Annotated in this window: 13 protein-coding genes; 3 read left to right on the forward strand and 10 right to left on the reverse strand. The window is 70.1% G+C overall.

The genetic code is table 11. The annotated features are described in order from the left end of the window. Positions 1 to 6: 6 nt before the first annotated feature. Both ABIE44_RS07270 and ABIE44_RS07275 read right to left on the reverse strand, forming a co-directional pair. The gene (locus ABIE44_RS07270) at positions 7 to 867 is read right to left on the reverse strand and encodes an SDR family oxidoreductase (protein WP_209720125.1); all 861 of its coding nucleotides are present in this window, start codon (positions 865 to 867) and stop codon (positions 7 to 9) included. Then, positions 864 to 1730: an SDR family oxidoreductase gene (locus ABIE44_RS07275; protein WP_209720122.1), complete on the reverse strand. Its 867-nt coding sequence runs from the start codon at positions 1728 to 1730 to the stop codon at positions 864 to 866. Before ABIE44_RS07275 ends, ABIE44_RS07270 begins: the two co-directional genes overlap by 4 nt. A 170-nt stretch (positions 1731 to 1900) precedes the next feature. Here ABIE44_RS07275 and ABIE44_RS07280 point away from each other — a divergent pair, with 170 nt between their 5' ends. The 3 genes from ABIE44_RS07280 to ABIE44_RS07290 all read left to right on the forward strand — a co-directional run bounded on the left by ABIE44_RS07280 (position 1901) and on the right by ABIE44_RS07290 (position 5293). After that, complete coding sequence (locus tag ABIE44_RS07280; RefSeq protein WP_209720119.1) at positions 1901 to 3337, forward strand: ABC transporter substrate-binding protein; 1437 nt, start codon at positions 1901 to 1903, stop codon at positions 3335 to 3337. Between the two features lie 26 nt (positions 3338 to 3363). Then, positions 3364 to 4662, forward strand: coding sequence for a cytochrome P450 (locus ABIE44_RS07285; protein WP_209720116.1), 1299 nt, complete (start codon positions 3364 to 3366; stop codon positions 4660 to 4662). 121 nt (positions 4663 to 4783) lie between these two features. Continuing rightward, positions 4784 to 5293: a hypothetical protein gene (locus ABIE44_RS07290; RefSeq protein ID WP_209720113.1), complete on the forward strand. Its 510-nt coding sequence runs from the start codon at positions 4784 to 4786 to the stop codon at positions 5291 to 5293. A 347-nt stretch (positions 5294 to 5640) separates the two neighbouring features. Here ABIE44_RS07290 and ABIE44_RS07295 read toward each other — a convergent pair whose 3' ends face one another. From ABIE44_RS07295 to ABIE44_RS07330, 8 genes are all read right to left on the reverse strand, one after another. Continuing rightward, the gene (locus ABIE44_RS07295) at positions 5641 to 6246 is read right to left on the reverse strand and encodes a TetR/AcrR family transcriptional regulator (protein WP_209720110.1); all 606 of its coding nucleotides are present in this window, start codon (positions 6244 to 6246) and stop codon (positions 5641 to 5643) included. Between the two features lie 45 nt (positions 6247 to 6291). Further along, on the reverse strand, positions 6292 to 6786 hold the full coding sequence (locus ABIE44_RS07300) for a hypothetical protein (RefSeq protein WP_502912722.1): 495 nt from the start codon (positions 6784 to 6786) through the stop codon (positions 6292 to 6294). A gap of 243 nt (positions 6787 to 7029) precedes the next feature. Then, positions 7030 to 7758, reverse strand: coding sequence for an ABC transporter ATP-binding protein (locus tag ABIE44_RS07305; RefSeq protein ID WP_354437909.1), 729 nt, complete (start codon positions 7756 to 7758; stop codon positions 7030 to 7032). Next, positions 7745 to 8560: a hypothetical protein gene (locus tag ABIE44_RS07310; RefSeq protein WP_209720105.1), complete on the reverse strand. Its 816-nt coding sequence runs from the start codon at positions 8558 to 8560 to the stop codon at positions 7745 to 7747. The genes ABIE44_RS07305 and ABIE44_RS07310 overlap by 14 nt, the downstream gene beginning before the upstream one ends. Beyond that, on the reverse strand, positions 8557 to 9534 hold the full coding sequence (locus ABIE44_RS07315) for a hypothetical protein (protein ID WP_209720102.1): 978 nt from the start codon (positions 9532 to 9534) through the stop codon (positions 8557 to 8559). Before ABIE44_RS07315 ends, ABIE44_RS07310 begins: the two co-directional genes overlap by 4 nt. Before the next feature lie 148 nt (positions 9535 to 9682). Continuing rightward, a complete protein-coding gene (locus ABIE44_RS07320) occupies positions 9683 to 10117 on the reverse strand; it encodes a DoxX family protein (RefSeq protein ID WP_209720099.1) in 435 nt (144 codons plus the stop codon). 86 nt (positions 10118 to 10203) lie between these two features. Then, on the reverse strand, positions 10204 to 12924 hold the full coding sequence (ppc, locus tag ABIE44_RS07325; RefSeq protein WP_209720096.1) for a phosphoenolpyruvate carboxylase: 2721 nt from the start codon (positions 12922 to 12924) through the stop codon (positions 10204 to 10206). Continuing rightward, positions 12921 to 13025, reverse strand: a complete 105-nt coding sequence (locus ABIE44_RS07330) for an LUD domain-containing protein (protein WP_502912756.1) — start codon at positions 13023 to 13025, stop codon at positions 12921 to 12923. Before ABIE44_RS07330 ends, ppc begins: the two co-directional genes overlap by 4 nt. Positions 13026 to 13043 lie beyond the last annotated feature (18 nt).

A 13043-nucleotide genomic window follows, 5' to 3' on the forward strand; every position in this document is an offset into this window, starting at 1 on the left:
AGGCGGTTACCGGTCGGACCAGATGCGTCGCGCGAGCTGGAGGGTGACGCCAACGGTCTGACCGGCGCGGGCTCCGCCGTCGCACAGGATGTCGGTCCCGGTCAGGTACCGCGCACGAGGGCTGACGCAGTACGCGATCAGGGCCGCGACCTCCTCGGGCCGGCCGTACCGCTTCAGCGCGGAGTTGGCGACGATGACTCCGGACCCGGTCCTCCTCTCGAGGTGACCCATGTCGGTGTCGAAGGCGCCCGGTGAGACCGAGAGGATGCGAGCGCCGACAGCCCCGAAAGCTCCGGCGCGCTCGGCGGCGTACCAGCGGGTGAAGTGCTTGCCCACGGCGTACGCGATCCCGGGTCGCAGAGGCTCCGGCACGACCCGGTGGAGGGCCTTCAACCTGCGCGTGAACGCATCGACGTCCGTCAGGGCCGTGCGGTACGTGCGGGTCGGCATGACCAGGTCGGGGAAGGTGTACGCCGCCAGGGAGGCGACGAGCACGACCGCAGCGCCGTCGCCCAGGTTCTGCAGTGCGGTTTCCCCGACGTTCGCCGTCCCGCGCGCGTTCACCTCCAGGAGCTGCTCGCCCGAACCCATCTGGGGGCTGACGCCGGCGGAGTGGACGACCGCCCTCACAGGTCCTCTCGCCGCGGCCCGGACGAACACGGACTCGACCGAGGAACGGTCGGCGATGTCGCACGCGATCGACTCGACCGAGTGCCCCTCCGCGCGGAGGAGCGAGGCCGCGTCGTCGAGCTTCCGCCGGTTCGTGCTGGCCAGCACGACGTGGTGGTCGACGCCGAGGGCGCGCGCCGTGGCGAGCCCGATCCCGCCGGCCCCGCCGGTGACGATCGCGACCGGCGGGGCGGTCACGAGCCGGCCCCGCGGAGCTCAGAGGTACGCCGGGCAAGCTGGACCAGCTCGCGCAGACCCATCCCGGCGCGGGTGCCTCCGTCGAGGAGGATGTCCACACCGGTGAGGTAGCCGGCCCTCTGGCTGACGCAGAAGGCCATCAGGTCGGCGACCTCCTCCGGGCGCCCGAACCGCTTGATCGCAGCGAAGTCGAGCATTCGGTCCGACCCGCTCTTGACCTCCAGGCGACCCATCTCGGTGTCGAAGGTTCCCGGAGACACCGAGATGATTCGCGCACCACGATCGGCGAAACGAGCCGCATTCCGGCTGGCGTGGTGGACCACGAAGCTCTTGGAGATCGCGTAGGCAAAGGCCGACCGCACCTCGCGCGGTCCACGGTCGGCAGCCGCAGTCAGCTTGCGGACCATCCGCTCGGGGTCGGTGTCCGCGAGGCGGAAGTGGCGACGAGGAACGATCACCCGCGGGAACATGTGCGCCGCCAGCGAGGCAACCAGGACGACACCCGCCCCCGGGGCCACGACGCCGAGGGCTGCCTGGGTGACGTGAATCGTGCCGAGAGCGTTCACGCGCACGATCAGGTCCGATGAGCCCATCTGCGGGCTGACGCCTGCTGTGTGGGCAACGGCAGCGACAGGACCGAGCGCCGCCGCCTCGGCAAACAGACGTTGCACGGCTGCACGATCGGTCACGTCCGCGGTCAGTCCGGTGGCGCTGACACCGTCCCGCGCCAGGGCAGCGATCGCGGTGACGAGACGCTCCTCATCCAGATCGGCGATCACGACGTGGTGGTCGCGTCCCAGGGCGCCGGCGGTGGCCAGGCCCATCCCCCCGCTCCCTCCGGTGACAACAGCGACACTCTGCATGCAGGTTTCTCCTCCTGTGACCAGCCCGGGTCTGGTCGGCAACGATGCCACGGACGGAGCGACGGACAGGGCGTTTCGACGGACGACGATTTCGCCGACTCGGCCCGTTTGCGCCGAATCGCAGCGATGATGACCCGGTGAGAACAGCCGATCTGTCGAGGCGCGCGACCGTGGGTGTTGCACTGGCCGTGGCGGCCAGCGTGCTGGCCGGCTGCGGCGGCTCCGCGCTCGACCCGGCGGATGTCGCACGGGCGAACTCGGCGGCGCTGGGAACATCGGTGTCCGCGACTGCCGGACCCGGCCAGACGACACAGGTCGCGCCCGGCGGACAACCTGGAGGGGTGCAACCTGTCGCCGGCGGTGGACAGGTCGGGGGCGAGCCGGTGACCCCCGGTGGTTCTGCGGGAGGCAGTGTTCGTGGTTCCGGTGGTGGCGGGGGCGCTCCCGCGACGGGTTCCGGGGTCAAGGCTGGGTCCTGCGCAGGATTCAAGAACTTCACCGGTATCAGCGACTCCGCGATCACGGTGGCGACGATCGCCGACCAGAGCGGACCGGTCCCCGGCATCTTCACCCCCGCCGTGCAGGCCACCAAGGCTTATGCGGCCTACTTCAACTCCACCTCGTCGCTCTGCGGTCGCAAGCTCGAGGTGAAGGCGTACGACAGCCAGACCAACACCAGCGCGGACCAGGTCGCCACGCAGAAGTCCTGCGACGAGACGTTCGCGGCGGTCGGCTCGATGTCGGCGTTCGACACCGGTGGCGCCGCTACCGCGGTGAAGTGCAAGATCCCCGAGATACACGCGATCGTCACCAACGACGCGCGTGCGCAGTGCGGCAACTGCTTCGGAGCCGAAGCACCGCTGGGCAAGTTCTTCCCCAACGCGGTGCCGGACTACTTCACCCGCACCAACAAGCCGGCGACCCAGAAGGCCGCCATGGTCTACGTCAACGCGTCGGCAGGCGTCGACGCCGCCAAGGGGCAGGTTCGGGCCGAGGAGAAGCGGGGGTGGAAATTCGTCTACGTCTCGCCGTTCGACATCGCCGAGTTCAACTACGGACCGTACGTGCAGAACATGAAGTCCAAGGGCGTGCGGATCGTGCAGATGTACGGATCCGCCGAGATGGGCGTCCGGATGGCGCGGGCGATGGAGTCGGCCGGGTTCAAGCCGGACCTCTTCATCAACACAGCGGTCATGTACGACAAGAACTACGCCTCCGGCGGCAAGGCGGTGGACAAATCCGTGGTCGTCGCGGGCTTCACCCCGTTCGAGGACGCTGCCCAGAACCCGGAGATGCGCCTCTACCTGAAGTGGCTCCAGCAGGTCGCCCCTGGTGCGCAGCCGACCTACCCCGGCCTCTACGCCTGGTCTGCTGCACGACTGTTCGTCGAGCGGGCCACGGCGCTGGGGGGCCGCCTGACCCGAGCCAACCTCGTAGCCAGTCTCAAGCAGGTCCACCGCTGGACCGCCAACGGTCTGCACGCCCCTCAGGACGTGGGCGCCAAGAAGGCAGCCGGCTGCGTGCGCTTCCTGCAGGTGACCTCAGGCAAGTGGTCCTCCTACGGCGGGGACAAGTACCACTGCGGCGGCATCACCAGCTTCCGCTGACAAGACGACGATCACGCGCAGGAGCCATGCCTACCAACTCCTCCCCCCTCGACAGCATCAGCATCCCGGACATCGCGCGCCGAGCGGTTGCCCTGAACGTGGCTGGCGTCGCCCGAACGATGGCGAGGGGGCGCCGCGGTTGGGTCGGCGGGGTCAACACCGACTACGACCCTCTGGACCCCAGCACCGCCGCGCAGCCGTACGAGGCGTACCGGCGTCTCCACGAGACCGGGCGTGTGCACTACAACCCGCGGCGAGCGACGTGGATCCTGAGTCGGATCGACGACGTCCGCGACGCGCTGCGCGCCACCGACAAGGTCACCAGCGCCGTGGGCGTCACGCGGTTCCGGATCGCTGCACCGCTGGTCGTCCTGACCGACGGGGCCCAGCACAGCGCCCTGCGCAAGCAGATCCAGCCCGCCTTCACGCGTGGCGCGATGGACTCGTGGCGTGCCATGACCCACAAGCTCGCCACCGAGCTGCTCGACGAGCTTCTCAGCGACCCGGCCGGGGAGGTCATGGCCAAGCTTGCCGTCCCCATGCCCATGAACCTCATTGCGCACGTTCTCGGTGTACCGGACGTCGACCTCGACGACTTCCGACGGTGGTCCGAATCCGCGGTGCGCATCATGGACACCTCCGCCACCTTCGAAGGAGCCAAGCACACCGCTCAGGCACTCGCCGCACTGAAGTCGCTGCACACCTACTTCCACCGACAGTTCCGAGCGGGCCATCTCAAGGAGTCCGACACCGTCCTCGGTCGCCTCCTCGTCAACGAGACCAACGGCCTCGGGGACAACGACCTGTTCCTCATCGCGATCCTTCTGCTCATCGCCGGCAACGAGACCACCACCAACCTGCTCGGCGGCCTGTTCGACAGCCTTGCCAGCAACCCGGACCAGTACGACTTGCTCCGCAGCAACCCCGACCTCGTCCCCGCCGCCATTGAGGAACAGCTCCGGTTCAGCAGCCCGATCCAGAACCTCTACCGCTACACCTGCGCCGACTACGAGGTCGCCGGCGTCACCATTCCGACGGGCTCGCGCATCCTCTTGTCCTTCGGCGCAGCCAATCGAGATCCGGCGGCCTTCGAGAACCCGGACGAGTACCGCATCGACCGCGAGAACAAGACGCATGTGGGGTTCGGCTACGGCGCGCACATGTGCGTCGGCGCACCGCTCGCCCGCATGGAGACCCAGAGCGTTCTGACCGAGCTGGTCGCCCGGATCGAGCGGATAGAGCACGCCGGCCCCGTGACCTGGTCGACGAACAGCTCACTGCGAGGGCCGACCAGGCTGCCCGTGAAGCTGCATCTGGCGCGTTGAGGGCCGACCGCGCGCACGACCGGCTACGTGCCGGTCACACAGATCCCATGACGAGGAATGTCTCGGCGACGTCACGAAATACGTTGTCGGGCGATCGGGCTTGGCGCCTAGGTTGTCGACCATGCGGGTGCGATTCGAGCGAACCGGAGAACGGCGGTATGCGGTGGCGGTGCTCCGCGACCGGCACGGCGACCTGCGGATGGACCCTGCACCCGGCTACTCCGACCTGATTCCCCACGACCTCGTGCACCTGGTGGTCGAGGAGCAGTTCGAGCTGCGGAAGGGCATCTTCGGCCAGCTGGCAGCAGGCGGCAACGCTGGGACGTTCGTGCCGACCGACGAGCTCCGGACCAAGGCGTGGGCGCGGAACGTCGAGCGACGGAACAGGGCCACCGGGGGCGACATGGCACGGTCGGAGGAGCTCGCCGCGCAGGTCTACCCCCGTTGGCTCAGGCACCGCGGACACCTGCCCGGCAGTCACGACGTCCTCCAGCACCCTCCGCCCACGGACCTCACCGCTACCGATCTCGACCGCGCGTTCGAGCGCCTCGACGATCTCGCGGCGCAGTGGCGGGGCATCGAGGTCGGAGGGGCCATGACCATCGACTGGCGGTGGCCCGAGCGGCGCTGATCGAGCCATCCCGCAGCCAGGTGCGACGACACCGGCTACCCCATCTGATCCTTCTCCCTGGACCACCGCGTTCTGCCACCGTCCTCCGACGCCCTCAACTCGGCCGATCCGCGTGCTCGGACGTCGCAGCGAGAGCGGGAGTCAGCCGGGCCGACTCCCGCTCAAGAGCTCCTGCCGATGTGGTCGGACCACTGTTTACGGATCACGGTCGCAGCACAGGCAGACCTGTGGAGCCCGTCCGCCCCAGGAGCGAGGCGAGATACCCAGGGTCGCCCGCCCGGCCCGAGTGCCGCAACTGAGTTGCTGGTCGTCCGCGGGTTGTTCAGCAGCACCCGGGTCGCCCAGCCTCAGGAGCCCGGCGGACCGGCCTCGAGGAGCCCGCGGACAGCATGCTCGATCGCATAGCGAGCGAGCGGATCGTTGGGCCTCCGCCCACCCATGAACAGCCGGGCCGGGATGTCGACGACGCAGTTGCGCATCAGGATCATGGCGTCGACGTCGCCCCGCCCCCAGACGTCGACGGCGAGCTTGGCGACCAGGCCGGCAGCGTCGGCGCGGTGCTCGCGGAGCTGCTCGACGACCGGAGCCGTCAGCTCGGCCTCGTTGAGCACGTCCGGCCGCGAGGCGAGCAGGACCCGAACGGCAGCACCCTCGACCTCGGCGTACTCACCGGTGGCCAGTGCTGCGGCGACGACCGCGTCGACCGGACCGCCCTCGTCGCGGGCGCGCTGGATCCGGTCCCTCTGGAAGGCACGGAAGATCGCTGCCTCGCGCGCCCAGACCTCCCCGAGCAGGTGGTTGCGGGAGGCGAAGTGGTGGTAGATCGCACCGTTCGACACCCCCGACCTCGCGCTGAGCGCTCTGATGGTCAGGGCCTGCATCCCGTTCTCCACCCAGAGGTCCCGCGCGTGGCCGAGCAGTACGTCGACGTCGATCTCCTGCGGGCGGCCCATGCCTGCTACCTCCTTCGCGAACCCCGTTCACGAGACCGTACAGGGCTACCCGTCGCGGCGGTGGAAGGCAGCAGCCGCGACGAGCACGGCCAGGGCGGCGACGGCGAGCATCGCCGACGCGGCGGCCGCCGCACCACCCGGGAACCGCTGATCCGCGGCAAGCTGGGCGCCGCTGACGAACTGCGTGACGACCGTCCCCGGGCTCGCTCCGACGACCCATTCCTGGAGGTCGCCGAGCAGCCCGGCCGCGGTCTTGGGCAGCAGGATCGCGGCAGCCACGACAGCGATCGCCGCCGTCGAGGACCGGGTGAGGACCCCGACAGCAACACCGACGGCGGAGACCGCGACCGTGGCGAGGACGATGCCGAGGAGGGCGGACGGGTTGCCGGTGCGGTGCCCGTCGGGCGTCACCCCGAGGACGATCAGGAAGGACACGACGGCAGCCAGGAGCGAGGCGACACCCGCCACGAGGGCACCTGCCGCGACCTTGGCGGCGTACAGGACGGAACGGCGCGGAACGGTCGCGAGGCTGACGGCCATGGTGCCGTTCACGTACTCGCTGCCGGCGAGCGTTGCGGCCCAGGCCCCGAACCCGAGATGAGCGACGACGCTGCCCGTCGCAGCTCCGCTCGTGACGGTGTCGCCCGCTCCGAGGCCGCCGTTCGGAGACGACGAGCAACGAGAACAAGGGCAGCGAGAGGGCGGACAGCACCAGCCCGACCCGGAAGCCGCGGACGGTGCGCAGCTTGGCCAGCTCGGCGCGGAGCGCTGGGGCGAAGGAACTCATGCCGAGCTCACCGTCGCGAGGTAGCGCTCCTCGAGGGAGGACCCCTCGACGAAGGCGGCCAGGGAACCGGACGCGACCACCCGGCCGGCGTCGATGACCACCACGTCGTCCGCGATCTGCTCGAGCTCGCCCATCAGGTGGCTGGAGAGAAGCACGGTGCGGCCCGCGTCGGCGAGCAACCGCAGCACCTGCCGCAGCCAGCGGATCGCCGCGGCATCGAGACCGTTGTGCGGCTCGTCCAGGATCACCACCGCCGGATCGGCGATGAGCGCCGTGGCGAGCCCGAGCCGCTGCCGCATGCCCAACGACATCTGCCCGAACGGCAGGTCCACGATGTCGCCGAGACCGACGAGCTCGATCACCGCAGTCACCGCGGACCGCGGCAGACCGTTGCTGACCGCCACCACCTCGAGGTGTCCGCGTGCCGACCGGGTCGGGTGCGCGGCGTCCGGGGAGAGAAGTGCGCCGGCGACGGCGAGCGGGCGGGCGTGGTCGCGGAACGGCTTGCCGCCGATGTGCGCGTGCCCGGTGTCGAGGTGGTCGATGCCGAGGATGGCTCGCAGCGTCGAGGACTTGCCGGCACCGTTCGGACCGAGGAACGCGGTCACGCGTCCGGGGTGCGCGGTGAAGGTGACGCCGTCGAGGACGGTGACCCCGTCGATCACCTTGCCGGCGTCGACGACCTCGATCGCGAGGCCGGTCCCCGGCGCGTCAGGACGTGCCACCCGGAGCCTTCGCGTCCTGGGTGAAGGTGCCCTCGAGGTGCCAGGCGCCGGTGAAGCCGTTGAACGGACCGCCCTTGATCAGGCTGGTCCACTGCAGCACGAACTTGCCGGTCTTCGCGTCGTACGTGCCGGTCGCGCCCTTGCCGGAGATCGTCGGGGCGGGAGCCTTCTCGAGGTACTTCCCGGCGACCCAGTCCCAGACCTTCTCGGCGTCCTCCTGCCCGACAGCCTTGGCCTGCGTGCTCGAGACCGGCTTCGGGGCACCCTGGTTGAAGACCTGGTTGTTCCAGGTGACACCCCACGACGACATGTCGGCGGTGAGCTTGCCGTCCTTGACGTAGACGGTCGGCGGCGCGACCTCGGTCTGGGTCTGCGGGTCGACGGTGTTGGTCGCGATGCTGAACTCGACCGCGAAGAACTTCACGGGCTTGGTGATCGCCGCCGCCAGCGAGTTGCCGCGCTTGTCGAACGCCGGCTTCGGCTGCGACTGGTACCCACCGAGCCGCAGTCCGCCCGAGGTCCCGGGGGCGAGCAGGGTGGCCTTGCCGCCGTCGGCCTGGGAGTTGCCGTTGACCATGAACGGGCCCTTCGCGACGGTGCCGCCGAGCTGGACCATCCGGAACCAGGTGCCCGACAGCTTCCCGTCCTCGAACGATCCCGGCGCCAGCTTCACGATGCCGACCAGCTCGGTGCCCTTGCTCGAGGAGGCCTTCTCGTCGGTGCCGTCACAACCGGCGAGACCGGTCACCGCCAGCGCGAGGGCGGCACTGAGGGCGAGCGCTCGGTTCCTGAACGTGTTCACGAGGTGTCCTTTCGTCGGCGCGGCCACGAGGCCAGCGCTGCCAGTACGCCCACGGCTCCCGCGCCGACCAGGAACCACGGGAGCGCCACCAGTCCGGAGGTGCCCAGCGGCTTGCCGAGGTCGTCGAGGTCCGCGAGCGCGCGGTCGTTGTCGATGTTGTCGTTGAGGGCGCCGACCAGGTCGGCGAGGTCGGAGGAGACGGCGGGCCACGACTTCACCAGGGCAGCGACGTCGCGTGCCGCCCGCCCGGCGCGCGGGACGTCCCCGAAGGTGGTGTCGAGCTCACCGACCGCGTGCACCAGCACCACGAAATCACGCTGCTGCTGCTCGACCACCCCGTGCGTCATCACCGGCGCGAGCGCGGCCTGCAGCCGCTCTCCCGCCCGGGAGCCGCTGACCAGGTCGCTGACGAAGGGGTAGCCGATCAGGGCGACCGACGCGACGCCGGCGAGCACGAGGGCCCCGCCCGTACGGCGGCGCCCGCCGAGCAGGACACCGCCGGCATAGGCGAGCGAGAGACCAGCTGCGACGACGAGGAACGGCACCCGGTCGAACCCGCCGATCGACGCGACCTCGCGGTAGTCGGGTTCCGAAGCACGGATGGTGGCGAGCAGGTCGCTCGCCCGCCGGTCGATCGCGCCGGCCTTCGCGCGGTACTCGTCGAGCCCCGGGTAGGTGCCCCGCGCGACGTCCTGCTTCGCGTAGACGGCGTCGACCGCGGCCGCGCCGTTGCGCAGCGTGGCCAGGTCGCCGTCGTACCGGTCGAGCGCGTCGAGGGTCAGGTGCGGCGCGACGGCGTCGATCAGCTGCTGCCCGGACGCGACCTTGGAGAACACTCCCCCGACGACCGGGCCGAGGGCGAGCGCAGCACCCAGGAGCAGGAGAACCACCGCCGGAACCTTGCTTCGGCGCACCGGAGCAGCCGCCGACCGCAGCACCGGCGGGGCAGCCGGGAGGCTCAGCGACGTGGTCATGGTTGCTCGACTTCAGGGAGGTGTCATGTTTCTCGATCAACTATATAGACAATCAGGTTGCGGCTGGTGGCCGCTGACCACGCCTTGGAACGCCGAGAACCCCCGGCCCGCCGCGGCGGATCGGGGGTTCTCGTCAGACAGGTTCGGCTCAGTAGGCGTCGAAGAGCGGGCCGGTGATGGTCCACGGAACCAGGTCGAAGTGGAAGTAGACCCAGAGGAACAGCGCCGCGCCGGCGAGCGCGATGTCCTTGTTGAAGGCGACCATCTCCATCTGCTTGGCCATGGGGTCGGTCTCCTTCCAGAACGCGTGCATCATCACGGCCGTGATGACGAGCAGCACGGCCAGACCGAGCGACCCGATGTCTCCCCAGATGCCGAGGAGGATCGAGACGCCGGCCGCGAGGAAGGCGATGCCGCTGATCTGCACGGCGAGCTTGGGCGGCGGAGCCGTGACACCGCGCGACTCGGCGTAACCGGCCATCGCATCGGTCTGCGTCAGGTGACCGATGGCGGAACCGATGAACAGGAAGACGAACAGCAGGCGCCCGACGAAGATCACGAGCTCCCAGAAGGTGTTGTCCATTGATCCGCACCTCTTTCATGTTGTTGAGGGATCAACAGCACTCTGGCCCTCGGGTCAGGGCAGGTCAAGGACCGCGAGCCTCGCCCCTACCCCGTGTTCCGCATCCCTGCTGCGATCCCGTTGATCGTCAGCAGCAGGGCGCGCTCCAGCTCGGGCTCCTCCTCCCCCGCACGTCGGCGAGCGAGCAGGGTCACCTGGAGGTGGTGCAGCGGTTCGAGGTAGTTGTCCCGGATCTCCAGCGTGGTGCGCAGGATCGGGTCACGCTCGAGCAGCTCCGCGTCTCCGACGATGTCGAGCAGCTGCGCCCGGGTCAGTGCGTACTCGGCGTCCAGCTCGTCGAGGATGGGATGCAGCTCCGCCGGGACCAGAGCGGTCACGTAGCGTCGCGCCACCTCCAGGTCGGTCTTGGCCAGGGTCATCGCGACGTTGTCGAGGAACGTCCGGAAGAACGGCCACTCCCGGTACATCAGCTGGAGGTCGGACTTCCGGGCCGAGGCGGCCTCGAGCCCGGTGCCGACGCCGAACCAGCCCGGCACGATCTGGCGGGACTGGGTCCAGCCGAAGACCCACGGGATCGCCCGGAGCCCGTCGAGACCCGCGTCGGCATCCGGACGCCGAGCCGGGCGCGACCCGATGTGCAGCGCGCCGAGCAGGTCGACGGGCGTCGCCGCCAGGAAGTACTCCGAGATCCGCGGGTGATCGACCAGGCCCGCGTAGCGGGCGTGGGCGTGCTCGGAGACGAGGTCCATCGCGTCGTCCCAGGACGCGGCCTGCTCCGGTGTGCGGCGGTCCTTCTTGTGCAGCACGCTGGCCTCGAGCGTCGCGGCGAGCGACAGCTCCAGGTTCTGACGGGCCAGCACGGGCAACGCGTACTTGTCGGAGATGACCTCGCCCTGCTCGGTGATCTTGAGCTCGCTGTCGACCGTGCCCCACGGCAGCGACATGATCGCGTCGTACGTCGGACCACCGCCACGACCGACCGAGCCGCCGCGACCGTGGAAGAAGACCAACCGGATCCCGAACTCACGGGCCACGTCGCGCGCGCGGCGCTGGGCCCGCTGGATCTGCCACTGCGAGGTGGTGATGCCGCCGGCCTTGTTGGAGTCGGAGTAGCCGAGCATCAGCTCCTGGATGTCGCCGCGCGAGGCGACCAGGGCACGGTAGGTCGGTTCCGCGAAGAGGGCACGCAGGATCTCGGTCGCGTTCTCCAGCTCGTCCACCGTCTCCAGCAGCGGGACGAAGCCGATCCGGGCCACCCCGGCGTCGAGGTCGACCAGCCCGGCCTCGCGAGCCAGGACGACCGCGGCGAAGACGTCATCGGCGTTCCGCGTCATCGAGATGATGTAGCTCTCGACCGCCCGCGGGCCGTGCTCCACGAGTGCGTCGGCGATCACGTCGAAGACCGCCGCCGTGCGGGCCCCGTCCTCGTCGAGCGGCAGCGGCTTCGGCGCCAGCGGCCGTCGGCTGGCGAGCTCGTCCGCGAGCACCCGGCTGCGCGCCGGCTGGTCGAGGTCGGCGTACGGGCCCGGCGCGGTGCCGAGCCGGTCGATCAGCTGTCCCACCGCGTGGTGGTGCTTCTCCGCGTGCTCGCGCACGTCGAGCGTGGCCAGCGTGAACCCGGTCGCCGCGACCGTGCGGACCAGCCGCTCCAGACCCCCACCGGCGATCTGCTCGCCCTGGTGCGCGAGCACCGAGTCCCGCAGGAGGACGAGGTCCTCCAGCAGCGCCGAGGAGCCCGGGTAGTCGCGGTCCACCACTCGGCGCCCGTGCGCGACGATGCGCTCCTCGGTGAGCTGCAAGCGGATCCCGACGCAGGTGAGGAAGAGCCGGTACGGCTCCTCGGCGTTGAGGCGCAGGTAGCGCGGTTCGACCTCGGGCAGCACCGAGATCAGGTGCTCGAGCCGGTCGCGGAGCTCCGGTGACGCGGCCGAGAGCCGGTCGCTGACCGACAGGTCGCGCCGGAGCTTCTCGACCTCCTTGCGCAGCATCCGCACGCCGTGCACGGCCTGGAGGTCGAGCACCTCCCGGGTCGTGGCCGGGAGCACGTTCGGGTTGCCGTCGCGGTCTCCCCCGATCCAGGTCCCGAACCGCAACGGGGCGGACTGCAACGGCAGCTCGACGCCGCGAGCGGCCAGCTGGTCGCGCAGCTCCTCGAGCACGTCCGGCACGGCAGCAGCGGCGAGTCCCTCGAGGTAGTAGACCCCGTTGCGTGCCTCGTCCACCGGCTCGGGCGGCTCCACGCGGATCTCGTCGGTGCGCCACAGCAGGTCGACGCTCTCGGCGAGTCGTCGCGTCCGGCGCGGGCTGTCCGGCTGCTCGAGCAGGGCGGCGATCTGGCGCAGCTTGTCCAGGGTCGAGCGGCGCGTGACCTCGGTCGGGTGCGCGGTGAACACCGGCCGGACCGTCACCCGGGCCGCGTCGGCCGCCAGGACGTCCGCCGGCACACCGGCGACGTCCATCCGACCGAGCGCCTGCTCGATCCAGCTGCCGTGCTCGGTCTGCCGCTCCAGCAAGCTCCGACCACGGTGCACCTGCTCGGTCACGTTCGCCAGGTGGAAGTACGCCGTGAACGCGCGGGCCAGCGTCGCGGCCGTGGCCAGGTCCAGCGCTCCCAGGTCGGCGAGGGCGTCGGACTTGGCCTGTGCCCGGATCCGCTCGACCAACTCGAGGAAGTCTTCGCCCTCGGTCGCCGCGATCGTGCGGCCGAGCAACGAGGTGACCAGCCGGATGTCGCGGCGCAGCGAGGCGTCCGGCGCCGGGTCGTCGCCGGCTCCGTTCTCGGTCTGCCGTGTGTCGTCGATGGTCACAGGATGTCAGCCGTGACGACCACGACGTGCAGGGTCCTCGGTCCGTGGACACCTTCGACCCGGTTCAGCTCGATGTCGCTGGTGGCTGAGGGACCACTGATCCAGGTCTGCGGCCGGGT

It is taken from the genome of Marmoricola sp. OAE513 (assembly GCF_040546585.1).
GTDB lineage: Bacteria > Actinomycetota > Actinomycetes > Propionibacteriales > Nocardioidaceae > Marmoricola.